The 25,709-nt window shown below is 32.0% G+C and carries 25 protein-coding genes and 1 tRNA gene; 23 read left to right on the top strand and 3 right to left on the bottom strand.

What is annotated here, in order from left to right; genetic code table 11:
• Nucleotides 1-59 precede the first annotated feature (59 nt).
• The 11 genes from BLV68_RS05205 to yihA all read left to right on the top strand — a co-directional run bounded on the left by BLV68_RS05205 (nucleotide 60) and on the right by yihA (nucleotide 10,855).
• Complete coding sequence (locus BLV68_RS05205) at nucleotides 60-1,022, top strand: ABC transporter permease (RefSeq protein WP_093751529.1); 963 nt, start codon at nucleotides 60-62, stop codon at nucleotides 1,020-1,022.
• A gap of 16 nt (nucleotides 1,023-1,038) precedes the next feature.
• Nucleotides 1,039-1,977 (top strand): oligopeptide ABC transporter permease, encoded by a 939-nt coding sequence (opp4C, locus tag BLV68_RS05200; protein WP_093751527.1) that lies wholly within the window; start codon nucleotides 1,039-1,041, stop codon nucleotides 1,975-1,977.
• Between the two features lie 17 nt (nucleotides 1,978-1,994).
• On the top strand, nucleotides 1,995-2,975 hold the full coding sequence (locus BLV68_RS05195; protein ID WP_093751525.1) for an ABC transporter ATP-binding protein: 981 nt from the start codon (nucleotides 1,995-1,997) through the stop codon (nucleotides 2,973-2,975).
• Nucleotides 2,972-3,943 carry an ABC transporter ATP-binding protein gene (locus tag BLV68_RS05190; RefSeq protein ID WP_093751523.1) on the top strand — a complete coding sequence of 324 codons (972 nt, stop codon included), beginning with the start codon at nucleotides 2,972-2,974 and terminating at the stop codon, nucleotides 3,941-3,943. The genes BLV68_RS05195 and BLV68_RS05190 overlap by 4 nt, the downstream gene beginning before the upstream one ends.
• Nucleotides 3,918-4,142 carry a hypothetical protein gene (locus BLV68_RS05185; protein WP_143035248.1) on the top strand — a complete coding sequence of 75 codons (225 nt, stop codon included), beginning with the start codon at nucleotides 3,918-3,920 and terminating at the stop codon, nucleotides 4,140-4,142. Before BLV68_RS05190 ends, BLV68_RS05185 begins: the two co-directional genes overlap by 26 nt.
• A gap of 224 nt (nucleotides 4,143-4,366) precedes the next feature.
• Nucleotides 4,367-4,450 (top strand) — tRNA-Leu (locus tag BLV68_RS05180).
• 159 nt (nucleotides 4,451-4,609) lie between these two features.
• A complete protein-coding gene (gene tig, locus BLV68_RS05175) occupies nucleotides 4,610-5,899 on the top strand; it encodes a trigger factor (RefSeq protein WP_093751519.1) in 1,290 nt (429 codons plus the stop codon).
• A gap of 17 nt (nucleotides 5,900-5,916) precedes the next feature.
• The gene (gene clpP, locus BLV68_RS05170; RefSeq protein WP_093751517.1) at nucleotides 5,917-6,504 is read left to right on the top strand and encodes an ATP-dependent Clp endopeptidase proteolytic subunit ClpP; all 588 of its coding nucleotides are present in this window, start codon (nucleotides 5,917-5,919) and stop codon (nucleotides 6,502-6,504) included.
• 13 nt (nucleotides 6,505-6,517) lie between these two features.
• Nucleotides 6,518-7,798 (top strand): ATP-dependent Clp protease ATP-binding subunit ClpX, encoded by a 1,281-nt coding sequence (gene clpX / locus BLV68_RS05165; protein WP_093751515.1) that lies wholly within the window; start codon nucleotides 6,518-6,520, stop codon nucleotides 7,796-7,798.
• Nucleotides 7,799-7,884: 86 nt separating this feature from the next.
• The gene (lon, locus tag BLV68_RS05160; protein ID WP_093751513.1) at nucleotides 7,885-10,257 is read left to right on the top strand and encodes an endopeptidase La; all 2,373 of its coding nucleotides are present in this window, start codon (nucleotides 7,885-7,887) and stop codon (nucleotides 10,255-10,257) included.
• The gene (yihA, locus tag BLV68_RS05155) at nucleotides 10,244-10,855 is read left to right on the top strand and encodes a ribosome biogenesis GTP-binding protein YihA/YsxC (RefSeq protein ID WP_093751511.1); all 612 of its coding nucleotides are present in this window, start codon (nucleotides 10,244-10,246) and stop codon (nucleotides 10,853-10,855) included. The genes lon and yihA overlap by 14 nt, the downstream gene beginning before the upstream one ends.
• Before the next feature lie 13 nt (nucleotides 10,856-10,868).
• Here yihA and rd read toward each other — a convergent pair whose 3' ends face one another.
• The gene (rd, locus tag BLV68_RS05150) at nucleotides 10,869-11,030 is read right to left on the bottom strand and encodes a rubredoxin (RefSeq protein WP_093751509.1); all 162 of its coding nucleotides are present in this window, start codon (nucleotides 11,028-11,030) and stop codon (nucleotides 10,869-10,871) included.
• A 162-nt stretch (nucleotides 11,031-11,192) separates the two neighbouring features.
• Here rd and BLV68_RS05145 point away from each other — a divergent pair, with 162 nt between their 5' ends.
• The 9 genes from BLV68_RS05145 (at nucleotide 11,193) to BLV68_RS05105 (ending at nucleotide 20,716) form a co-directional block, all read left to right on the top strand.
• A complete protein-coding gene (locus BLV68_RS05145; protein ID WP_093751507.1) occupies nucleotides 11,193-11,597 on the top strand; it encodes an ATP-binding protein in 405 nt (134 codons plus the stop codon).
• Nucleotides 11,598-11,745: 148 nt separating this feature from the next.
• On the top strand, nucleotides 11,746-13,566 hold the full coding sequence (gene typA, locus BLV68_RS05140; protein ID WP_200773652.1) for a translational GTPase TypA: 1,821 nt from the start codon (nucleotides 11,746-11,748) through the stop codon (nucleotides 13,564-13,566).
• Nucleotides 13,567-13,608: 42 nt separating this feature from the next.
• Nucleotides 13,609-15,066, top strand: a complete 1,458-nt coding sequence (cls, locus tag BLV68_RS05135; RefSeq protein ID WP_093751505.1) for a cardiolipin synthase — start codon at nucleotides 13,609-13,611, stop codon at nucleotides 15,064-15,066.
• Between the two features lie 52 nt (nucleotides 15,067-15,118).
• Nucleotides 15,119-16,000: a hypothetical protein gene (locus BLV68_RS05130; RefSeq protein ID WP_093751503.1), complete on the top strand. Its 882-nt coding sequence runs from the start codon at nucleotides 15,119-15,121 to the stop codon at nucleotides 15,998-16,000.
• Between the two features lie 22 nt (nucleotides 16,001-16,022).
• Nucleotides 16,023-16,856 (top strand): aminotransferase class IV, encoded by an 834-nt coding sequence (locus BLV68_RS05125; RefSeq protein ID WP_093751501.1) that lies wholly within the window; start codon nucleotides 16,023-16,025, stop codon nucleotides 16,854-16,856.
• A gap of 102 nt (nucleotides 16,857-16,958) precedes the next feature.
• Nucleotides 16,959-17,327, top strand: coding sequence for a GntR family transcriptional regulator (locus BLV68_RS05120; RefSeq protein WP_093751499.1), 369 nt, complete (start codon nucleotides 16,959-16,961; stop codon nucleotides 17,325-17,327).
• On the top strand, nucleotides 17,324-18,022 hold the full coding sequence (locus BLV68_RS05115; RefSeq protein WP_093751497.1) for an ABC transporter ATP-binding protein: 699 nt from the start codon (nucleotides 17,324-17,326) through the stop codon (nucleotides 18,020-18,022). The genes BLV68_RS05120 and BLV68_RS05115 overlap by 4 nt, the downstream gene beginning before the upstream one ends.
• A gap of 12 nt (nucleotides 18,023-18,034) precedes the next feature.
• A complete protein-coding gene (locus tag BLV68_RS05110; protein ID WP_093751495.1) occupies nucleotides 18,035-18,865 on the top strand; it encodes a hypothetical protein in 831 nt (276 codons plus the stop codon).
• A gap of 612 nt (nucleotides 18,866-19,477) precedes the next feature.
• Nucleotides 19,478-20,716, top strand: a complete 1,239-nt coding sequence (locus BLV68_RS05105) for a M48 family metallopeptidase (RefSeq protein ID WP_159428620.1) — start codon at nucleotides 19,478-19,480, stop codon at nucleotides 20,714-20,716.
• Here BLV68_RS05105 and BLV68_RS05100 read toward each other — a convergent pair.
• Nucleotides 20,698-21,528, bottom strand: a complete 831-nt coding sequence (locus BLV68_RS05100; protein WP_159428619.1) for a sigma-70 family RNA polymerase sigma factor — start codon at nucleotides 21,526-21,528, stop codon at nucleotides 20,698-20,700. The two genes, BLV68_RS05105 and BLV68_RS05100, sit on opposite strands and share 19 nt — an antisense overlap.
• A 123-nt stretch (nucleotides 21,529-21,651) precedes the next feature.
• Between BLV68_RS05100 and BLV68_RS05095 the strand changes: the two genes are divergently transcribed.
• The gene (locus tag BLV68_RS05095) at nucleotides 21,652-22,032 is read left to right on the top strand and encodes a GntR family transcriptional regulator (protein ID WP_093751489.1); all 381 of its coding nucleotides are present in this window, start codon (nucleotides 21,652-21,654) and stop codon (nucleotides 22,030-22,032) included.
• 15 nt (nucleotides 22,033-22,047) lie between these two features.
• Nucleotides 22,048-23,181: a DUF1648 domain-containing protein gene (locus BLV68_RS05090; protein WP_093751487.1), complete on the top strand. Its 1,134-nt coding sequence runs from the start codon at nucleotides 22,048-22,050 to the stop codon at nucleotides 23,179-23,181.
• Nucleotides 23,182-23,207: 26 nt separating this feature from the next.
• Here BLV68_RS05090 and BLV68_RS05085 read toward each other — a convergent pair whose 3' ends face one another.
• Nucleotides 23,208-23,444: a hypothetical protein gene (locus BLV68_RS05085; RefSeq protein ID WP_093751485.1), complete on the bottom strand. Its 237-nt coding sequence runs from the start codon at nucleotides 23,442-23,444 to the stop codon at nucleotides 23,208-23,210.
• 469 nt (nucleotides 23,445-23,913) lie between these two features.
• On the opposite strand from BLV68_RS05085, the gene BLV68_RS05080 reads away from it, so the two are divergent.
• The gene (locus BLV68_RS05080) at nucleotides 23,914-25,614 is read left to right on the top strand and encodes a peptidase domain-containing ABC transporter (RefSeq protein WP_143035246.1); all 1,701 of its coding nucleotides are present in this window, start codon (nucleotides 23,914-23,916) and stop codon (nucleotides 25,612-25,614) included.
• Nucleotides 25,615-25,709 lie beyond the last annotated feature (95 nt).

The following is a 25,709-nucleotide window of genomic DNA, read 5'->3' as shown; positions in this document are numbered from 1 at the left end:
TGCTATATAATGGATAACTTTAAACCGTTAAAGCGATAACACTTTTAAGGAGGGGAATCATGCTAAAATATATAGTACGAAGAGTACTTCATTTAATACCTGTCGTTATAGTTATATCTATTCTCATATTTGCAATAATTAAAATGGCTCCTGGTGATCCTGTAGGTGCCAATCTTGATCCTAAAGCAACTGCAGAGCAAAGGGCAGCAGAAAGGGCTAGATTAGGTTTGGACAAACCTTTGCCTGTTCAGTATTGGAATTGGTTAAAACGTTCTGTGAAAGGCGATTTTGGAGATTCATATATTTATAAAAGACCAGTTAAAGAAGTTATACCAGTATTCATAAAAAATACTTTCATACTGAATATAGTAGTATATTTATTTGCTTTTGTTATATCTATTCCTATTGGAATCATCTGTGCAGTTAAACAATATTCTAGAACGGATAATTTTTGGACAGTCTTTTCAATTATTGGAATATCTATGCCCACTTTCTTTTTTGGATTATTATTAATTTACTTTTTTGCAGTTAAATTAAATCTATTTCCAATCAATGGAATGGTAACACCTGGCAGTAATGCAGTAGGTTGGGCTAGGATTAAAGATATACTTCACCATCTAGTACTTCCAGCGGTAGTGTTAACTATAGGTAGTTTGGCAAGTTTGGTCAGATATACTAGGACTAGCATGTTGGAAGTTATAAATCAAGACTATATACGTACAGCTCGTTCAAAGGGATTAGAAGAGAAGGTGGTTATATATAGACATGCATTTAGAAATGCTTTAATTCCTATTGTAACAATAATAGGGTTTACTATACCTTCACTTTTTTCAGGGGCTGTTATTTTGGAAAGAGTATTTATATGGCCTGGAATAGGAAATGTTATGATGGATGCAATTAATAATAGAGACTACAACTTGCTGATGGCACTTAATATGTTTTTTGCATTACTGACTTTACTTGGTAATCTATTAGCAGATATTGGCTATGCACTTGTAGACCCAAGAATTAAAACTGATTAGTCAAAGGAGGGTAAACATGACTGATAAAAGTAAAATAATTGAAGATGAAAAACTGAGTCAAATAGATGATAATAGCCAGAAAGAGCAGGAGATATTAACTCCCTGGAAATTAGTGAGGAGAAAATTTAGAAAAAATAAAGTTGCCATGGCTGGTCTTATAATACTAGTTTTAATGGTGTTAGCAGTAGCATTTGCACCTTATTTAACACCACATGATCCTTATGAAATGGATTTTACTAAAATCAACCAAAAACCATCTAAAGAGCATATATTAGGCACAGATGAGTTAGGTAGAGACTATTTGGCAAGAATTTTATACGGTGGAAGAGTTTCCATGAAAGTGGGACTTTTTGCTGTTATAATTCAAGTAATAGTAGGTTCTTTAGTGGGAGGATTAGCAGGATATTATGGAGGCTGGATAGACAACTTGCTTATGAGGTTAGTTGAAATAGTCATGTCCTTTCCTTTCATGCCTTTGGCAATTACCATATCTGCTGTAGTAGGAGTTCGTGTTAAGCCAGAACATAAAATGTATATAGTTATGATGATTATAGGATTGTTAAGTTGGCCTGGTCTTGCTAGGATGGTTAGAGGACAAATACTTTCCTTAAGAGAGCAAGAATTTATCCTTGCTGCCAAAGCTTTAGGTATAAGAGACAGAAAAATTATTTGGAGGCATCTAATACCAAATACTGTCGGATATATTATAGTTAGTGCCACATTAGGAATGGCGGGAGCAATACTTAGTGAGGCTGGACTATCTTTCCTTGGTCTTGGGGTGACACCACCAGTGCCTACTTGGGGTAACTTAGTTCAAAACGCACGGGATATATATGTGCTAAAGAATAGAGTATGGCTATGGTTACCGCCTGGATTGTGTATATTTATGGCAGTTATGAGTATAAATTTGCTTGGTGATGGGCTACGTGATGCTATAGATCCCAAGTCTAAATAAGGATAGGAGGGTAGAATATGTCTAAATTATTAGAAGTTACGGATTTAAAAACTTACTTTTATACAGATGATGGAGTGGTAAAAGCTGTAGATGGAGTTAGCTTTTCAGTAGATTCTGGAAAAACCATAGGGATAGTAGGAGAATCAGGGTGCGGTAAAAGTGTAACTGCCATGTCTATACTTCGTTTAATACCAGATCCGCCAGGAAAGATAGTAAACGGAGAGATTATATTTGAAGGAGAGGACCTTACTAAGGTATCGGATAAGCGAATTCGTGAAATAAGAGGGAATAATATTTCTGTGATATTTCAGGAGCCAATGACATCTTTAAATCCGGTATTTACTGTAGGTTACCAAATCGGAGAAGTATTAATGCTTCATCAGAAATTAAGTGAGGAAGAAGCTAGGGAAAGGGCAATTGAGATGATTAGACTGGTAGGTATTCCTAATCCAGAAAGGATTGTTGATGAATATCCTCACCAGCTATCTGGTGGAATGAGACAAAGGATAATGATAGCTATGGCTTTAGCTTGCCAACCTAGACTTTTAATTGCTGACGAACCTACTACAGCTTTGGACGTAACAATACAAGCTCAAATATTAGAAATCATGAATGATTTAAAAAATAAATTGAATACATCCATTATGCTAATAACTCATGATTTAGGAGTTGTTGCAGAGATGGCAGATCATGTTATTGTAATGTACTCTGGGAAAGTAGTTGAAGATGCACCTATCATAGAATTGTTTAAAAATCCAAGACATCCTTATACTATTGGACTTATGGGCTCTATTCCTTCTTTGGTTAAGGAAGGGCAAAGGTTAGAGACCATCCCAGGAATGGTACCAAATCCATTATATCTACCAAAAGGATGCTATTTCCATCCTAGATGTAAGTATGCCGTAGAAGAATGTAAACATGCCCAACCTGAATTAAGAGAAATAGCACCTGGACATAAGGTTGCCTGTATAAGAGCTGAGGAGGTGACTAGACAATGAGCGAAGTTTTATTAGAAGTGAAAAATTTAAAAAAATATTTTCCAGTGACAAAAGGAGTTTTGAAGAGGAAAGTAGGGGAAGTTAAGGCTGTGGATAATGTTTCCCTATTCATTAAAGAAGGCGAGACATTGGGCATAGTAGGAGAATCAGGATGTGGGAAATCTACCTTAGGAAGAACTTTGTTAAGGTTGTATGAAGCTACAGAAGGAGAGGTAACTTTTAAGGGCATAGATGTATTAAAAGCTTCGAAGGATCAGATGAAAGAATTAAGAAGAAAAATGCAGATAGTATTTCAGGACCCTTATAGCTCATTAAATCCTAGGATGACCGTATCTCAAATAATAGGGGAAGCTCTAGTTGAACATGGGCTATATAGAAGGGGAAAAGAATTAGAAGACTATGTGGTTGAAATTATGAATAAATGTGGTTTGGCCAGATATCATATGAATCGATATCCCCATGAGTTCTCTGGAGGACAGAGGCAGCGGATTGGTGTTGCTAGAGCTTTGGCATTAAATCCATCTTTTATAGTGGCAGATGAACCTGTCTCAGCTCTTGATGTTTCTATCCAATCTCAAGTTATCAATTTATTTACAGATTTACAAAGGGAGCTAAACATTTCATATATGTTTATTTCCCATGATTTAGGAGTTGTTAGATATATTTCCCATAGAGTTGGAGTTATGTATTTAGGTTCATTGGTTGAATTGGCAGAAAAGAATGCCCTCTTTGATAGTCCAAAACATCCATATACTCAAGCTCTTTTATCAGCTATCCCAGTGCCAGATCCAACTATGAAGAGGGATAGGATTATACTTGAGGGAGATATACCAAGTCCAGCAAATCCACCGTCTGGCTGTAAATTCCATACCCGATGTATGTACGCTAAAGATATTTGTAAAGAAGTAGTTCCGGAATTTAGGGATTTAGGAGGAGAACATTTTGTCGCGTGTCACTTTGCCGAGTAGAAAGCCAATTAGAGAATACGAGAGAGATGTAAAGATAGAAGTGGATAAAAAAAACGATGAAGAACCCTTTGAATTTACGAGAAAGGATATCCTAGCTATGATAATAGCAGGATATCAGGTGATAATGCCTTTGGTTTTAATAGGGGTACTTGTAATGAGCGTATTTGTTTATGTTTTTTTAAATTTCTATCTAAAATAGATGGAATATCTAATGTTATGAAAATATATTAAAGTATTTAATTTTACTATAAATTAACATAGCCTGGGCTCTATTATAAATGAGGGCTTCAGGCTTTAATTTATGTGCATTTGGGGACTTTAATGACGAGATAATATTATTTATAAAAAAATATAAAAAATCTTTAAATCTTATTGACATAAATTAAATACATGCTATAATGATAAGGTAAGAATTTTTCATAAGCGGGAGTGGCGGAACTGGCAGACGCGCTAGACTTAGGATCTAGTGTCTTTGACGTGGGGGTTCAAGTCCTCTCTCCCGCACCAGACATAACCAGTGGTCATGCCATTGGTTTTTTTAATATTGCACTAATTTATGATATAATACATATGAATGGGATAATAATATTTTAATTGGTATAATTTTATGGTATAATAGGTTAGCTTTAAATGTTAATAAATATTAAGTTTAGGGAGGACAATGTAATGAATTCTGTTCTAGAAAAAAAGGAAAATAATAAAGCTTTTTTTAATATTGAAATTGACCAAAATGAATTTGAAAAAGCTATACAAAAGGCATATTTGAAAAACAGAAATAGATTTAACATCCCCGGGTTTCGAAGAGGTAAGGCACCAAGAAAGATAATCGAATTGAATTATGGTGAGGGTGTATTTTATGAAGAAGCATTAAATATACTTTTACCAGAAGTTTATGATAAAGCCGTAGAAGATTTGGAATTAGAGCCAGTAGATACTCCAGAAGTGGATATTGAGCAGTTGGAGAAAGGAAAACCAGTTATAGTAAAGGTAGAGGTAACTATTAAACCAGAGGTAAAACTGGGAGAATATAAAAGTATAGAAGTTGAAAAAGTAGAGTATAATGTTACAGATGAAGATGTAGAGAAGGAATTAAAAGCAATTCAAGAAATGAATGGTAGGATTATAGATGCTGGGGACAGAGAAACTAAAGAAAGGGACATACTTACTATAGATTTTGAAGGTTATATAGATGGAGAAAAATTTGAAGGTGGAACAGCTGAGAAGCAAGTCCTTGAAATAGGTTCCAATAGATTTATCCCAGGCTTTGAAGAACAGCTTATTGGTAGAAAAAAAGGAGATGAGGTAGAAGTCAAAGTAACCTTCCCTGAAGATTATTTTGAAGAGAGCTTACAAGGAAAGGAAGCTTTATTCAAAGTGGTTATTCATGAAGTGAAAGAAAAGGAATTACCAGCATTAGATGATGAGTTTGCCAAAGATGTAAGTGAATTTGAAACATTAGAGGAATTTAAGAATAGTATAAGAGAAAGATTGGAAAAGGAAGCTGAGGAAAAAGAAAAGAGAGAACTTGAAAATAAAATAATTGAAAAAGTCGTTGATTCTGCTGAAGTAGATATACCAGAGGTTATGATAAGTCGTCAAATTGAAAGAGAGATAAGTGAATTCGACTATAGGTTGAGACTACAAGGTTTAGATATAAATCGATATCTTGAATTAACTAATACTGGCATAGATGCCTTAAAAGAAGAAATGACCCCTGTAGCGAAAAGAAGGATTAAAACCGATCTAGTTTTAGAAGCTATAGCAAAGAAAGAAAGTTTAGAAGTTACTGAGGAAGATCTAGATGAGGAACTGGAAAAGATGGCAAAAGAATACAATCAAGAAGATGCCCAAAAATTCAAGGAAAATATGAAAAAAGGGGATTTAGAATTCCTGAAGACGGGTATAATGAGGGATAAGACCATAGAATTATTAGTTAACAATGCTAAGGTAAATTAGATTTAGGAGGGGTATGTATGGCATTAGTTCCTATAGTCGTTGAGCAAACTAATAGAGGCGAAAGGTCCTATGATATATATTCTAGACTATTAAAGGAAAGAATAATATTCTTAGGGGGAGAAATAAACAACGTTACTGCCGATTTGGTAGTAGCACAACTATTATTTTTAGAAGCTGAAGATCCAGATAAGGATATACAACTTTATATAAATAGTCCTGGAGGTTCAATAACAGCTGGATTTGCAATATACGATACTATGCAGTATATAAAGCCAGATGTGTCTACAATTTGCATTGGTATGGCAGCTAGTATGGGTGCCTTTCTATTAGCATCTGGTGCAAAAGGAAAGAGATTTGCACTTCCAAATGCTGAAATTATGATACATCAACCATTAGGAGGAACTTCAGGTCAAGCGGAAGACATTAGAATTCATGCAGAAAGGATTATCCGTACTAGAGAAAAATTAAATCAAATATTAAGTGATAGAACTGGGCAGCCTTTAGAAAAAATTGCTAGGGATTCAGATAGAGATTTCTTTATGACTGCCTCAGAAGCAAAAGAATATGGTATAATAGATGAGGTAATATCAAGAAAAAAATATTAAGTGAGGTGTCATGATGGCCAAATATGATGATAAACAGCTACGCTGCTCTTTCTGTGGTAAACCTCAAGATCAGGTTCGTAGACTTATTGCTGGGCCAAATGTATTTATTTGTGATGAGTGTATAGAATTGTGTCAAGAGATTATAGATGAAGAATTTATTGAAAGTTTCGATTATCAAGTAAGGGAACTTCCTAAGCCCAAGAAGATAAAAGAGACTTTAGATGAATATGTAATAAAGCAGGAAAGAGCAAAGAAAGCGTTGGCTGTTGCTGTATATAATCATTATAAAAGGATAAATAGAAAACCATCCAAAAATAATGATGTAGAATTACAAAAATCCAATATCGTTATGATTGGACCAACGGGTTCTGGAAAAACTTTACTAGCTCAAACTTTGGCTAAAATACTAAACGTACCTTTTGCAATTGCAGATGCAACTTCTTTAACAGAAGCTGGATACGTTGGTGAAGATGTGGAAAATATTATTCTAAAGCTTATTCAAGCTGCAGATTATGATATAGAAAGAGCTGAAAAGGGCATAGTATATATAGATGAAATAGACAAAATTGCTAGAAAAACTGAGAATCCTTCTATTACAAGAGATGTAAGTGGAGAAGGAGTACAACAAGCTTTATTAAAAATTCTTGAGGGCACTGTTGCCAATGTACCTCCTCAAGGTGGAAGGAAGCATCCTCATCAAGAATTCATTCAAGTAGATACAACTAATATCTTGTTCATAGTTGGTGGAGCCTTTGATGGAATAGACAAGATAATTAAAAACAGGATAGATACTAAATCAATGGGATTTGGTGCTACAATTAAGGGTAAAAAAGATTATAATATTGGAGATTTACTAAAGGAGATACAGCCTGAAGATTTACTAAAATATGGGCTAATACCTGAATTTGTAGGACGATTGCCCATAATAGTTACTCTTGAGGAATTGGATGAAGACGCCCTTGTAAAAATATTGACAGAACCTAAGAATGCACTAGTTAAACAATATAAAGAATTATTCAGCATGGATGGAGTAGACTTAGACTTTGAAGAAGAAGCGTTAAAGGCCATCGCCAAGAAGGCCATTGAACGAAAAACTGGTGCAAGAGGGCTTCGTAGTATAATTGAGGAAATCCTATTGGATATAATGTATGAGATTCCTTCCAGAGAAGAGATAGAAAAATGCCTTATTACTAAAGAAACCATTGAATTTAATGGTGAACCAACTTTGGTATTATCAGAAAGAAAAGCAAAGAATAGGGCTAGGAAAAAAGATAACAAGGAATCAGTATCATAAAAAGGCTCACTAGACCGTGAGCCTTTTTTCTCACTTGTTTCAATTTAAAAAGTAGTTTCTATTATCTATAGATAAGGAGTGAGGTTATGTACAAAAACCCTTATGTTGTGCAGAAAAAAACAATACCCCTTATTCCTTTGAGAGGTATGTCGGTATTTCCTCACATGGTAATCCACTTTGATGTAGGTAGAGAAAAATCTATTAACGCTTTGGAAAAGGCTATGATAGATGATTCATTGATTTTTTTATGTGCTCAAAAGGACGCTAAGATAGAAGAACCATCACCAGAAGATTTTTATCATATAGGGACTGTTGCTAAAATAAAACAGATGTTAAAACTGCCCGGCGGTAGTATAAGAGTATTAGTTGAGGGAATAAACAGAGGGAAAATAGTAGAAATAGTTAAAGAAGATGAATATTATGAAGTTTTAGTGGAGGAATATTCCTATGATCCAGAAGAAATAACAGTAGACAAAGAAATGGAAGCAGCTATGCGTTTAGTAGTTAACAACTTTGAGGAATATTTAACTTTAAGTCGCAGAATATCCCCTGATATATTGCTAACTATTACTGATATTGAGGATCCCGGAAGGTTAGCTGATGTAATAGCTTCTTATATGAATTTAAAAATCGAAAATCATCAAAAGATATTAGAGATTTTTGACTTTTATAAGCGATTAGAAGTACTTTACGCCATATTACAAGAAGAAATAGAATTATTAAGGATAGAAGAAAAGATCAATCAAAGGGTTAAAAAGCAGATTAGTAAGGTTCAAAAAGAGTATTATTTAAAAGAGCAATTAAGGGCCATACAAAAAGAACTGGGAGAAGAAAATGAGTTAGATGAGGAAATAGAAGAGTATAAGAATAAGATTGCAAAGATTAAAATGCCTAAAGAAGTAAAGGAAAAGGCGTTAAAGGAAGTAGAAAGATTGGATAAAATGTCTACTCATTCTGCGGAAACAGCCGTTATTAGGACCTATCTAGATTGGATAGTAGAACTACCATGGGATAAGGAGACGAAAGATATAGTAGATATTAAGAGGGCAAGGGAGATTTTAAGCAGGGATCATTATGGTCTAAAAGATGTGAAAGAAAGGATATTGGAGTTTATTTCCATAAGAAAGCTTACAAGCAATATGAAAGGGCCAATCCTTTGCTTAGTAGGGCCTCCTGGAGTTGGGAAGACCTCTATTGCCAAATCAATTGCTGAATCTTTAGGTAGAAAGTTCGTACGTATGTCCTTAGGAGGAGTAAGGGACGAAGCAGAAATGAGAGGACATAGGAGAACCTATGTGGGAGCCATACCAGGAAGAATTATTTCACTAATTAGAAAAGCTGGCACTAAGAATCCTGTTTTTCTATTCGATGAAATCGATAAGTTAAGTACTGGATATAGAGGAGATCCAGCCAGTGCTTTATTAGAAATATTAGACCCGGAACAAAATAGTAGCTTTACAGACCATTATTTAGAGCTACCCTTCGACCTATCTAGGGTGCTATTCGTCACCACAGCTAATACGGTAAATTCCATACCCGCTCCATTATTGGATAGGATGGAAGTTATAAGGATAAGCGGCTATACTGATGAGGAAAAGTTTAAGATTGCTACTAATCATCTATTGCCTAAACAATTGAAGGAACATGGACTAAAAGAGGAAAATTTAGTTATATCGGATAGGGCATTGAAAAAAATAATCAACAACTATACTAGAGAAGCAGGAGTAAGAAATTTAGAAAGGAATATTGCTAATATATGCAGAAAGGCAGCAAAAAAAATTGTTGAAACCAATGTTGATAAGGTAAAGGTTAATACTGGTAATCTTCATAAATTCTTAGGAGTGGAAAAGTATAGGGATGGTCTAGGAAGTGTAGAAAATCAAGTGGGAGTAGCAACTGGATTAGCTTGGACTGCTTTTGGTGGAGATACCCTTTCTATAGAGGTAAATTCAATGAAGGGTACTGGAAAATTGCAGTTGACAGGCCAATTAGGAGATGTAATGAAGGAATCAGCTATGGCAGGTATAAGCTATATTAGAGCTAATTCAGACAAACTGGGGATAGATAGCAATTTCTATAAGGAAATGGACATCCACGTTCATGTACCTGAGGGAGCAATCCCAAAAGATGGGCCATCTGCAGGAATAACTATGGCTACAGCAGCAATTTCCGCTTTAACCAACAGACCTGTAGACGGTAGTATTGCAATGACTGGAGAAATAACCCTGCGTGGCAGAGTATTGCCAGTTGGAGGCATAAAAGAAAAAGTTTTAGCAGCCTATAGGGTCGGAATAAAGAAGGTCTTAATTCCCCATGAGAATAGTAAGGATTTAGAAGAAGTTCCAGAGAACATACGGAAAAAACTAGAATTCGTACTAATAAAGAACATGGACCAAGTTTTAGAGCATGCGTTGCTTAAAGAGGGGCTCAAAAAGGAAGAGGACAATGAAAGTGATTAAAGCTGAATTAGAGAAAATAGCTGTAAATGTAAAACAGTATCCGGATGATAGATTACCGGAAATTGCTCTTGTTGGGCGATCTAATGTAGGAAAATCTTCCTTTATTAACTCCCTATTAAACAGAAAAAATCTAGCAAAAACTAGTAGCAAACCTGGGAAGACTAGAACTATAAATTTTTACAATATAGATGGGAGATTAAGACTTGTGGACTTGCCCGGTTATGGGTTTGCTCAAGTGTCTAAAAAGGAAAAGGAGAGATGGGGCTATATAATAGAGGAATATTTAAATACTAGAAGAAATTTAGTCGAAGTAATCCAGTTGGTAGACATAAGGCACGAACCAACAGAACAGGATTTAATGATGTATAATTGGATTAGAACATTTGGATTTGCAGGGATAGTTATAGCTACAAAGGCGGACAAAATATCGAAGGGAAAATACCAGAAAAATATTAAGATTATTAAAGACAAATTGCAGATAGAGGATTTAAACCTTATATTACCCTATTCCTCATCAAATTATATTAATAGGGATAAGATATGGAGCTTAATACAGAATATCCTCATTAAGAAAGAAGAGCAGCTATCTAAAAGATAGCTGCTCTAGAGTATTATTCTTCTTTAACGAACATATCTTTTGTAGCCCCACATACTGGACAAACCCAATCATCTGGTAATTCTTCAAAAGATGTACCAGGTTCTATTCCATTATCCGGATCACCTTCTTCTGGATCATAAACATATCCACAGGGTTCACAAACATATCTGTCCATATATACTCTCCTTTCATATGTAATCACTGGGATAATACCCAAAAATATAGATTTTAAACTGAAATTTGTTAAATATTGTGATAGAATAATAAAAGGGTATAAGATTAAATGGATGATTTGTGGGTAAACTATAAATAATACTAAATAAGGATTATTGAGTAGATGGGCGTGATTGAGGTGTCTTTCATATTTGAGGGTTCTGTACGCAGCGATTTAGACGATATAAAAGCATTTATTAAAAAGGTACTAAGTAGAATAGAAAAGATTATCCAAGATCAGGATATAATGTTTGATATAAAATTAATATTAAATGAACTCATTATAAATAGTGTAGTTCATGGGAATCGATGTAATTGTAATAAGAGTGTGAACTTATTCCTTGAAATAGCAGGTAATACCATAAGAATAGAAGTTGCTGATGAGGGAGAGGGTATAGATTTTGATATATCTAGCTATGATCCGACGGAATTAAAATGCTGTGGGAGGGGCTTGATAATTGTTGATGGGTTATCTGATGAGTTATATATTGACAATAATAGAATTGTAGCTGTAAAATATATGGGATAATATATATTATGAATATGGCAGGGTACCCCCTGCCATCATAATTTAAAGATAATATTAAAGAATTTGCTAGTCCATATATAGTATATGGAAGATTGTTGACGATATATAAAAATTAATTATAAGTTTAAAGTAGGAAGGGATATTCTTGATGGAAATTATAAGGGATGACTTAAGAAATATAGCAATTATTGCTCATGTTGATCACGGGAAAACAACATTAGTAGATAGTATGTTAAAGCAAAGCGGGATTTTTAGAAAAAACCAGATAATTGCAGAAAGAATTATGGATTCACATGATATTGAAAGGGAACGAGGTATTACCATTTTAGCAAAAAATACAGCTATCTATTATGGAAATGTTAAGATAAATATTGTAGATACTCCAGGCCATGCAGATTTTGGTGGAGAAGTGGAACGGGTTCTTAAAATGGTAGATGGAGTATTATTATTGGTAGACGCTTTTGAAGGGCCTATGCCCCAAACCAAATTTGTATTAAAGAAGGCTTTGGAGTTAAACTTGCCAACTATAGTGTGCATAAACAAGATAGATAGGCCTGAAGCAAGACCAGAAGAAGTTTTAGATGAGGTTTTAGATTTATTCATCGAATTAGGTGGAGATGAAAAATACTTGGAATCTCCTTTCGTATTTACTTCCTCAAAGGAGGGAACGGCAACATTAGATTTGAACGTGAAAAAAGATAACTTAGAGGATTTATTCCAGACGATAATTAAATATATTCCAGCTCCAAATGTCAATATAGATGAACCATTGCAATTATTAATTTCCACTATAGATTATAATGATTATGTAGGAAGAATTGGAATTGGTAAAATAGAAAGAGGAAAAATAAAAACGAATCAAGAAGCTATAATTGTTAATGAAAACAAAAAAGACGAAATAAAAAGGGTAAAGATAACTAATATCTATGAATTTGAAGGATTAAACAGAAAAGAAGTAAAAGAATCAAAAGCAGGGAGTATAATTGCAGTTACAGGCGTAGAGGGAATTCATATAGGAGATACCATTTGTGATGTAGATGCTCCGGAGCCTCTTCCCTTTGTAAAGATTTCTGAACCTACCATTGCCATGACTTTTTCGGTCAACGACAGCCCTTTTGCGGGAAAAGAAGGAAAATATATGACCTCAAGACAATTAAGAAACAGGTTATTTAAGGAGATGCAAACGGATGTTAGCTTGAAGGTAGAAGAAACAAGTTCTACTGATGCTTTTAAAGTATCTGGGAGGGGAGAATTACATTTATCTGTTCTCATAGAAAACATGAGGCGGGAAGGTTATGAGTTTCAAGTCTCAAAACCAGAGGTTTTATATAAATACGAAAATGGGAAGAGATTAGAACCAATGGAAATGGTAACAGTTGATGTAGCGGAATCATATATTGGAATAGTAATAGAAAAATTGGGTATGAGAAAAGGTGAATTAATCAGCATGTCGGAAAGCAACGGAGGATATCATAGGCTAATATTTTCTGTTCCTGCTAGAGGTTTAATCGGTTATAGAGGCGAGTTTATGACGGATACTAAGGGCAATGGCATTCTAAATTCTGTATTCGATGGTTATGGGGCCTACAAGGGGGACATTGTTACGAGGAAGGAAGGTTCCTTGATTGCTTATGAGACAGGAGAAGCAACAGCCTATGGATTATATTCAGCTCAAGACAGGGGGGAACTTTTTATCACTCCAGGAACTAAAGTCTATAAAGGGATGGTAATAGGTTCAAATCCTAAAGGAATGGATATTGAGATAAATGTTTGTAAGAAAAAACATCAAACCAATATAAGAGCTGCAGGTTCTGACGAAGCTTTAAGGTTAGCTCCACCAAGGCAATTATCCTTAGAAGAAGCCTTAGAGTTTATAGAAGATGATGAACTTATAGAGGTAACTCCAACTAGCTTTAGGATAAGAAAGAAGATTTTGGATTCGAATAAAAGACATAAATCGAAGAAATAATCTTTAGATTAGATTATTTTACATTTCATAATGGGTGATTCTATGGAGTATATAATAGATGGCTATACTTGGCTATTCACGAATATATTATGGATAAATATTTTATTTGCTATATTGTTGGTATTTTTTGAAAGGAGAAATCCTACTACCACTTGGTTATGGCTTATGGTATTGACTTTTCTTCCAGGTATAGGTTTTCTATTATATTTATTCATCGGGCAGGACATGAGTAAAAAAAAGATGTTTAAAATAAAGGAAAAAGAGGATAAGGGAATTAGAGAGAGGGTATTACGACAAGGTCAAAAGATGGTGGAAGATGAATATAAGTTTTCTAATCCTAGGTTTTTAGAGTATGATGATATAATAAAGATGCATATCTTAACTAGTGAATCTTTTTTTTCTGAGGACAATTATATTGAATTTTATTTCTCGGGTCAGGAAAAATTTGAGGCTTTATTAGAGAGTATTGAAAATGCCAAGAAATATATATATTTGGAATACTATATTATGAAGAGTGATGGCATAGGTACTAAGCTTATAGATAAATTAACCCAAAAAGCGAAAGAAGGAGTAGAAGTTAAGGTATTATATGATGGAATGGGAGGAAGAAAGTTAAGGAAGGATTGCTTTGATGCACTGAAGAAAGCTGGCGGAGAAGTAGCAGTTTTTTTCCCTCCATTTGCCCCCTATGTTACTCCCAGAATAAATTATAGAAACCATAGGAAGATTTGCATAATTGATGGTAAAGAAGCCTTTATTGGTGGATTTAATATAGGGGATGAATATTTAAGCCTTTCCAAAAAATTTGGATATTGGAGAGATACCCATATAAAGATAATAGGGACTGCAGTTGAGGACCTTCAGTGGAGGTTCTTTAAAGATTGGGTTTTTGCAGCCAAGAAGTATAATATTCAATGGAACATGGAACTATCTGAAAGACCAAAGAAGGGGAAGGCGGGAATTCAGATAGTAAGTAGTGGACCAGACTCAAAATGGGCTAGTGTAAAAGATGGATATTTTAAGATGATTGCCAATGCTAGGGAAAGGATTTATATTCAAACTCCATATTTTATACCAGATGATAGTATATTTGAAGCTTTAAGAGTAGCTGGCCTTTCTGGTATAGATGTAAAGGTCATGATTCCTTGCAAACCAGACCACCCCTTTGTTTATTGGGCAGGACTTTCCTATATAGGAGAGCTATTAGAAGCTGGGGTGAGATTTTATACCTACCAAAATGGATTCCTTCACTGTAAAACCTTTATAATGGATGATTTTGTTACTTCCATAGGTACAGCTAATTTAGATATTAGGAGCTTTAAGCTTAATTTTGAGGTAAATGCTTTTATATACGATGAGGATGCGAATAGGAAAATGGTAGAACAGTTTAATAAGGATCTAGAACATTGTAGGGAAATAACTAAAGAAGAATATGCTCAGAGGTCTAATATTGTGAAAATAAAGGAATCCATCTCCAGATTACTTTCTCCTATCTTATAACAGTGGGATAAAAAATTGCCTCAGGGGAACACTATTTTCTGAGGTGATAATCTTGAACAGGAAAATATATTTAGCTATTATTATAATAATTCCCTTTTTTCTAATGGCTTGCATGAATAAGAACGACAAATCTTCAAAAATAGAACAAAAGGAAAAGGCTCCAAAAACTTTGACTGAAGTATCCGATGGCATAGATGAATTATTAGACTCATTAGATTCTATAATGGAGATTGTTGACTTAACAGAATCAGAATTTCAAACTCAGCAATCTAATAAAGGGGAAAAGATGGAGGATGAATCTAATAATAAATCGGGGAATAATTCTGAAGAAGGAAAGAATCAAAGGGAAGGTCAAGAGAATAAAGGCAATCATCAAAGCAAGAAAGAAAAGGGGACTATGACTAAAGATGAAGCTCTGTTTTTAAAATGGATGGAAGTGGATAAGAAATTAGAGGAAATTCATGAAAGCTGGAATAATTATGAAGTAGAAAGTATTAAAAAAGGTGTTAATACTGAAAAGGCTAATGAATTTAAGAAGAATTTAAATGCTTTTTCTATAGCTGTTGAAAATAGGACTATGGAGGATATTGTCAATATAGGAAGCAAAACTATCAATTTTCTTGCTGTGTATTTTGATCTATATAAAGATGAAATAAGAGGAGATTTATCTAGGATAAAGTATTCTGTATATCAGTCTTTCATAGAAGGACAGAGAGGGAATAAGGATTTGGCAAAAGAATTATTAACTAATGCTGAAGATCATATTTCTCGCATTAGGCAAAAAATAGAAAAAGAAGAAGACAAGATAAAGGATTTAGATAAATTGTCATTATCAATAACAGATATGAGATTGGCGTTAGAAGACAATAATGAAAAACTGTTAAAGATAAAAAGGGATATAGCTCTAAATAATATAAAATCATTAGAAGAATAGATAAATTAAGGGGGAACACTCTATGAAACCTGAAGCCATAAGAGAATATTTAATGGTAAATGGTAGGTTAGAGCCTACTTCAAACACTGAAATATTTGAAAAAATAGAAAAACCGCCTATATATGAGGTGATAAGGGTAATAGATGGGGTGCCACTATTTTTAGAAGACCATTTAGATAGGATGAGAGAATCAGCCAGGATAATTGATTATCCCATCAAAAGAAAGGACGTTCAGATAGAAGAGGATATTAAGGACTTGATAATAAAAAATGGCGTTAAAAACTTAAACGTTAAATTATTGTGTACAGATATTGAAAACATGGGACAAGTAGTTCTAGCTTATTTTATAAAAAGCTTCTATCCACCAGAAGAATATTATGAAGAAGGTATACATACTATATTGTTCAATTATGAAAGAGAGAATCCCAATGCTAAGATACAGATGTTGTCTTTTAGGGAAGAGGTAGCAAGAAAATTGGAAGAAAACAATGCTTTTGAAGCTTTATTGGTAAATAAGGATGGATATATTCCAGAAGGTAGCAGATCAAATATATTCTTTGTAAAGGGAGAAAATATATATACTGCTCCAAAAGGAGATGTACTGTTGGGGATTACAAGAAAATATATTTTTCAAGTATGTGAAGAGCTCAATATAGAAATAGTTGAAGAAAATATACATAAAGATGACTTAATAAGGTTAGATGGGGCATTTATGTCGGGAACTTCAGTAAATGTATTGCCAATATCAAGTATTGATAATATAAGGTTAGACTCAGTAAGTAATAAAATAATAAAAGAAATTAGCAAAGCCTATATTAATAAGATGAGGGAGTATATAGAAAGTAGAACCTTGTAGCTTAAAAGTTACAAGGTTTTATATTTTTTTATTGACATTCACGCAATATTAGTGTACTATAAAATTAATACACTATTACAAAGAGATAGTGGAGGTGAAGAGATGGAATTCAATGAAAATCTTCCAATATATATCCAAATTATGAATCTAATAAAGAGTAGGATGGTATCAGGAGAATTAAGCGGAGGTGATAAATTGCCATCAGTAAGGGAATTTTCTAAAGAGTTAAGGGTAAATCCAAATACCATACAAAGAGCCTATCAGGAATTAGAGAGAGAAGAGCTAGTTTTTACCCAAAGGGGAATGGGAACATTTGTCACGGAGGATATACAGACTATAAATAAGTTAAAGAGGGATATGGCTACTAATATAGTTCAAGATTTTTTAATAACAATGAAGGAACTAGGATTTAGTACCAATGAAATAATAGAAATAGTATCAGAATGGGTTGAAAAGGAGGAGAGGGAATGAAAAATATAGTTGAAATCAATGGCCTCACTAAGAATTATTTCAATAAAAAAGCTCTCAACAATATAAACTTGAATATTCAAAAAGGAAAAGTAGTGGGGATCTTAGGTCCTAATGGTAGCGGAAAGACCACTTTAATTAAGATATTAACTGGGCTTTTGAGAGAAACTAAAGGGGAAATTCTTATAGATGGACATAAGGTAGGAGTATATACTAAATCAATAGTTTCTTATTTATCAGATAAAAACTTCTTATATAATTGGATGGCTATAAGGGATGCTTTTGGATTTTTTAAGGATTTCTACGAGGATTTTGATGATGAGAAATTTAAAGAATTATTAGATTTTATGAAACTGGGAATGGATATGAAGATAACCACCCTTTCTAAGGGGATGCATGAAAAATTAAATTTAAGTTTGGTACTATCTAGAAATGCCAAACTATATATATTAGATGAACCAATAGCAGGAGTTGATCCAGTAGCTAGAGATCAAATATTAGATGCTATAATAAATAATTATAATAGAAGTAGTTCCATGTTAATAACCACCCATTTAGTAAGAGATATGGAAAGTATATTTGATGATGTAGTGTTTTTAAGAGAAGGAGAAATAGCCTTAATGGGCAGTGCAGAAGCCTTAAGGGAAGAAAAAGGGAAGTGTATAGATGATATTTACAAGGAGATATTTGGAGTATAGGAGGGAGATAAGATGGGTAAATTGATGAAATATGAAATAAAAGGGTCCTATAAATTTATATTGGGAGTGTTAGCTTTAGTATTAATACTTACAACAGGAATATATGCCTATATAGTCAATAATAAAGGAGGTTCTCCAGCAGGAGCGTTGTTTGTAGGCTTATCGGTTCTAATTATATTTGGGTCCCTATTAACTACTTTTTTATATATAGTAAGCTCTTTTAGAAAGGAATTATATGAAGACAGGGGATATCTAACCTTTACTTTACCTCTTACTGGAAATCAAGTATTAGGTGCTAAGCTAATTGTAGCCTTAATGTGGTTTACTATACTAGCCATTGTAATAGTAGTTTATCATTTGATTATGTTGTCCATCTTTGCTCCAACTGAATTCAGTATATCTCAAATGTTTTCAAGGGCAACGAGTGCGGCCCTCCCCTATAAAGAGATTATTACTACTATTATCCTTGGCTTTATCAATGGGACACTAACTTTAATACTAATTTACTTTTCCATGGCTCTTAGCAGGGTGACCTTCAGAAATAAAAAAATTGGTGGATTTTGGTTTGTAGTATTCTTAGTGTTAAATGGAATAATAACTTATAGCCAAATAAAAATCGCTCAATTAATTCCCTATTATTTAGATATATCTACATTTACTATTGGGTCAATGGATATATTAAGCCATGGATTTCATGTAGATGTGGATCGATATGGCATTATGATGGCTGGAGATTTTGGCAATATATTGTTTAATATACCAAGTTTTATTTACAGCATAATAATAGGAATTGTAATGTTCCTAGGTACTGGATATCTCATAGAAAACAAAATCGATATTTAATAGGCAAAGGGATTGGGAATTTATCTATAAAATGGATGAATAGTTAGTGAGAATATAAACAAAATGGTTGTATAAAGTTAGTAATTTAACTAAAAACAGCGTGGTGAAAATTACCATGCTGTTTTTTTATAAAGACACTGTATATCTACTTATATGTTATTGATACCGTTTTTTTATAGCATTTGTACTATGATTAAAATTCCTAATTAAGTGTAACTTTATAGGAAAAACAGATAATATAGCGAAACTAATAAAAATACTATTGGCACTATAAAATATACTATTTTAAACTTTCTATTGGAGTAGCATTTTTTCAATAGAAGAATTACAGATACCATAATAAGGGAAATGTCCGTAATGATATTAAAAGTTCCTTTAGGAGTTGCTATTATTCCCCTATTCAGATATCTAAATTAAATTACTTAATAATATATTATAAGTTATAAAAAAGCTTGTAAATGATAATTGGCAATATTTCACGGATAAATGATAATTTATAGAAGGATAGTAAAGTTAAAGGTATTTTTTAGTCAAATCCCCTTCTTCTTTGGATATAATAATGTAAACAGAAATACTATTTAAATAAAAGTTGTTATGGAATGGGGGATTGGAATGAATAAAAAACTTGCTTTATCTATAGGAATCTTTTTTATTTTATTGATATTATTCATCGCAGTCATATTTATTAGTGAATATAGAAATATGAATAAATTAAAGATGGAATATATTAGTATATTGGAAATGGCTTATGATTATAGGAAATCCAGGTTGAAAATATGGGCAATAAATTTGATCTTAAAGTTTTTATTTCCTCTTTTATTTTTAACAACGGGATTATCCAAAAGAATAGGAGTTTTTGCTGAAGGAAATGGAAGGGGGCTATTTTTAACTGGATTTTTATATGTAATAATATTTTTTGCTATAGATTTATTGTTTTCTCTACCCATTAGCTTTTATGGTGAATTCATTCTAAAACATAGATATGATTTATCTAATCAGTCTATACTGAGGTGGCTGGAATTAGTTTTAAAAAATTTCACATTAAATATCTTGATATTTTCCTTGATAATATGGTTTCCGTATTATCTAATTTATAAACATCCTAATAGATGGTGGTTATATCTAGGGTTACTTTCCATACCTGTAATTGCTTTTATCACATTCATATCTCCCATGTATATAGACCCTATATTTAACAAATACACTTCCATAAAGGATGAGGAACTAGGTAAGGAAATACAAAAGCTTTTACAAAAGGCAAATATAGAAGAAGCCCAAATTTATAAGGTAGATAAGAGTCGGGATACTAAAGAGATGAACGCTTACATGACGGGAATATTTAAATCTAAAAGGATAGTTCTATGGGATACTACTATAAAAAAATTGGAAAAGGATGAGATTTTATCCGTAACAGCCCATGAAATTGGCCATTATATAAAGGGACACATTTGGAAGAGCATAATACTAGGAGGATTATTCTCTATATTTTTAATTTACTTAATATATAGGACTTCAAATTGGGTACTTATAAATTCCAATGGGATTTTTGGTTTTAGTAGATTATATGATATAGCATCCTTACCCTTGATTTTATTGATATTGAATTTCTATTTGTTTTTAGCAAATCCAATAATGAATTTAATTTCAAGACATATGGAAAGGGAAGCAGATATGATAGAAATAGAATTGACAAAAAATAAAGAGGCAGCCATATCCACCATGTTAAAATTAAATGAAAGCAATTTAAGCATACCTCGACCAAGCAAAATATATGAAGTATGGTATTATACTCATCCTACAACTGAGGATAGGATAAAATTCTTTGAGGATTATCAATATTCCAATAGATAATCCTTTAATCCCTTTTTTAGATTTAGTCTTTTTAGTTTGTTTAGTGCTTTATTTTCAATCTGCCTTATTCTTTCTCGAGTTAGATTATATTTATTTCCAATTGCCTCAAGAGTTAAAGGTTCATGACCATTTAATCCAAATCGTAGCATTAAAACTTCCCTCTCTTTTGGGGATAACTCGTTCATAGTTTCCATCAATTGATCTTTCAGGCTTTCTGAAATGATTGTATCTTCAACCGAAGTATTTTGGCACGGAATATAGTCTTGAAGTTCTACATAATTTTCATCGGAATCTATATTGATTATGGAGTTTAGGGAAGTAAAGTTGGAGTAATTCCTCTTGTAGTGGCAGGTTAAAAGATATTCTTGCTCCGTTATATTTGCTTCGTTACACATATTCTTTAAATCTATTTCTCCATTTTTTGCAAGATAGTTGTTTTCAACTGTAGAGATATTATTGATTTTATCATATATGTAGGCAGGAAGTCTTATCATATATCCATTGTTCATTATGGCCCTATCCATTTGCTGAACTATCCAATAATAGACATAGGTAGTAAAATTGGTATTCCTGGTGATGTCAAATTTCTCTATGCCTTTCATCATTCCAATTACCCCTTCTTGTACCAAATCTTCTAATGTATAAGAACAAGGGCTTTTAATTCTCTTTTTTGCAGCAGAATATATTAAACCTATGTTGTTTAGTATAATTTTGTTTCGAATATTTATATCCTTATTTTTTTTGTAAAGGGCTACAAGCTCTTCGTTGGAAAGACGATTTATATCCCTTAATTCCCATTGTTGGGTACTCATTTCCATCACCTATTATATTATATTCTACGTTGATCTATAAAATCCTTCTTTAAAATAATAAACTATTGAAGTAAATTTCATTATGTTATATAATTTATATAACATATAGAAAGGATGAAGGATATGATCGTTAAAATAGACTTTGAATCAGAAGTTCCCATATATGAACAATTGAGAAGGCAGATAATAGAGGGAATAGCCAAAGGAGAGCTAAAAAAAGGTGAGCAGTTGCCTTCTGTTAGGCAGTTAGCCGAAGATATTGGGATAAATCTTCATACGGTGAACAAGGTCTATAATATATTGAAGAATGAAGGTTTTTTAATCATAGATAGAAGAAAAGGGGCTGTGGTAAGCAGCATAATGCCTCATGCCACAGAGGAATACATGGAGTACTTGAATAGTGAATTAAAATTTCTAATCTATAGTAGCTATAGCAGAGGTATTGATAAAAAGGAGTTTTTAAATATTTGTGAAAGCATCTTTGATGAATTAGAAAGCAAATAGAAGGTGGTGATTTTAGTGGATGAGAGATTAGTGTTAATTTTAATCAATGGTCTTGTACTTTTGTTGAGCTTAATAACCCATGTTATCATGCCTTGGGCTACTAGAAAGAGTATATTATTTGGTATTAAGGTTCCTGAGCAGGCTATGGAAGATAAAGAGGTTTTAAGGCTAAAGAATAGATTTCTATTATACAATTTTATAATAGGCATTCCTGCTATAATTATTTCATCCTTTTTGCTATATAGATTTTTAAATCCCCTCCTTCAAATAATTATAACATTTGTTTTTTTAGGAATATTGTTCCTAATATATTTAAAATTCAATTCTAAATCTAAAAGCTTAAAAAAGGAAAAGAATTGGGATAAAATGAGTCAAAAAATAGTAGCTGTCGATATAAAGTACAGCAGAGATAAATCAAAGGTTGGAGTTATATCTCCATTATGGTATCTGATTCCTTTGGCTATAGTCATATTCAATCTTATATTGGGAATTGTCCTATATCCTAATTTACCAGGTAAAATTCCTACCCATTGGGATTTTAAGGGAGAAATAACTACCTATACTGATAAATCCTATGGAACGGTACTTATGTTGCCTTTTTTTCAATTGTTAACATTAGGTATCTTATATTTATCCCATTGGAGCATTAGCAAGACAAAACAGCAGATAGACCCAGATAATCCTCAAATTTCTTTAAAGAAGAATATAATATTTAGAAGGGTATGGTCTATATATCTTTTTACACTAACCATCCTGATAACTCTATTATTTACAATTATAACCCTACTATCCTATGGAATATTTTTTAAGACTATAAAAGGGGTATATGTAATTACCTTGATTATATTAGGTTTTAGCATAATTGGTTCTATTGTAATTAGCACAAAGATAGGTCAGGGTGGTGAAAAATTAAAGCTCGATGAAGAGGAAGTGCTAAATAGGAATTACTATAAAGAGGATGATCATCTATGGATATTAGGAAATACTATATACTATAATCCAGAAGATTCCTCCATATTTGTAGAAAAACGTTTTGGTGTTGGGTGGACTGTAAATGTAGGCAGGCCTTTAGGAATGTTTATCATGATAATGCCTTTTATAATAGTCATCATAATTTTAATAATTAACTACAAATTATTAGAAATATAAAAATTAAAGTGATGGATTCCATCACTTTAATTATGCCTTCTTGATAAGTCCTCCAATAAATCGGAGGTTATTTTATTTATATCCTCTATTTTGCTATTTAATTCCTCAAATTTTTTGCTTAGTTCATCATCCTTTGTTCTACCTAAATCATTAGATGTAAGGAGCATATTGATGTTATTTAAGCATTGGGTGGTGTTCCAGTTGTTCTCATCAATTTTTTTAGTTTGGTCTAATATTTCACCAATGGCTTTTTGATTTTTCATAGGATTCATCCTTTCTTAGTATTGCATTTTTCCCTATTTATTATGTACCAAAAATAAAAAATTATTTAATTGAACTTGTGCAGTGTTAATTTATTATCGCGAATATCGACAAGAAATTTTTATGATATATATCGTTTAGTTTGGAATATTAAAGAATAATAGGTTTACTAATATGAAAATGCTAGATATTATATTATAAAATTATGGGCAAGTTCCTTATAATTGACAAATTTTTTGCGTTATATTGTATATAATGTTTATAATATAAAAACTTGAGGTGCGAAAGAATAGAGTAATTATAATAATCCATTAAAATTTTAATATTTTTAAAATTTTAATATTTTAAGTTTCGGAAAAAGTGAAAGGCAATTCTCATAGACTATCCTACTTTACATATCAGTTAACTAATAAAGATAAAAAATATAAGAGACTCTTCTTTATAAAAACCCTAAAATTCACATTTTATATAATGCATATAAGAATTGGTGATATTGTGACAAAGTTAGGTAATATGAATATTATTTTTAAAATCTATTTGGAATTTATATTTAAGTATATTTGGGTTCATGCTAGAATTTTTGTTTTAACAATTTTGGGTCTAATATTGAACTTATATAAACCTCATATTTATAGACTAATTATAGATGAAGGCTTAATTTTGAAAAACATGGAAACTTTATTGACTTTAAGTTCTATATTTATTGTATGTTATATTTTGGAATCCTTTTTTTCTATATGCTTAACTAGAGATTTATCATATTTAAAAAATAGAATTGATTACGATTTAAGTACAGCTCTATATAATAAGATTTTAAAACAAGATATGTATTTTTTTGAAAAAATCAGAAGTGGAGAATTAATACAAAGAGTTCTAGGTGAAATTAGCAATATAACAAATTTATTTTCAGATCTTTTAATAAGTTTATTGTCTCAAATACTTCTGATTATATTAGTAATTATTATCATGTTTAAAATAAATATTATATTAACTTTAATTACTCTAATGGTTATTCCTTTAATTATAGTTCACTTTAAGTTTTTTAATAGAAAAATAAGAGAAAATCAATTTCAAGTAAGGGCTAAAACTTCTGAGCTAACTAATAGATTACAAGAGCACATTGAAGGCATAACCATAATAAAAGCTAATCATAGAGAAAAAATGAGTTGTTTAATATTCAGTCGACATTTACATGAGTTAATAAAAGAACATGTTAATAGAGTAAAACTTGTTACAATAAATAATCAAGTATTATCCTTTTTATATACGATAGCACCTATTTCTTTATTATTGATTGGTGGGATATCTGTTATTGATGGGCAAATGACTCTTGGAAGCTTTATATCTTTTAATATGTATATTGGTAAATTATATAATCCAATTAATGCTGTAGCAAAAATAAATTTAGAATTTCAAAAATCAATAGTTGCTTTGGAAAGGTTTTGTGAAATTTACTTGTTTAAAAATGAAGATAATACAAATAGCAAGAAAAAGAAAAAGAACTATGTTAATGAAGGCATACATTTTATAAATGTAAATTTCTCGCATAATAATACTTTGATCATAAAAAATTTTAGTTATACCTTCCAAAAAGGGAAGATTATATGTATCATTGGGAAAAATGGCATTGGTAAATCTACCTTAATTCAGCTTATTTGTGGGATTTATACAATCAAGGATGGAAATATATTGATAGATGATATTCCAATTAGAGAAATAGATAATATGTCACTTAGGAAACTTTTTGGTATTGCTTTACAAAATGCTTTTCTTTTTAACAATATGAGTATAGCGCAAAATCTAACTTTTGGAAGACACTATTATAATGAGCAAAGAATAGCGGAACTAGCTGATATATTGAATATTACAAAGGATATTGATGAATTAGACTACGGATATAAAACTCTAGTAAAAAGAAATGGTGATATATTTTCTGAGGGTCAAAAACAAAAACTTAATATTATAAGGGCATTATATAATGATCCACAAATATTATTACTAGATGAGCCAACTTCATCTATAGATTATGAAACCTCAATTAAGTTTTATGAATATTTAAAAAAGATAAGAGAGGATAAAATTATTATTTGTGTAACTCATAAAAAAGAAATGCTAGATTTTGCTGATGAAGTTATAGATTTAGATAAAATGTTTTGTAATGCTAGTTATTAAAAAGTATGGTTGTAAGATTTCACAATAATAAAACCGTATTATGTAGGTCTACAAATACATGAAAATATACTAACAAGAAAATGCAATACTTTATT

The sequence above is a fragment of the Tepidimicrobium xylanilyticum genome, from assembly GCF_900106765.1.
In the GTDB taxonomy this organism is placed as follows: Bacteria; Bacillota; Clostridia; order Tissierellales; family Tepidimicrobiaceae; genus Tepidimicrobium; species Tepidimicrobium xylanilyticum.
Note: the sequence above shows the minus strand (reverse complement) of the source record. Positions and strands in the feature narration are given on the sequence as shown.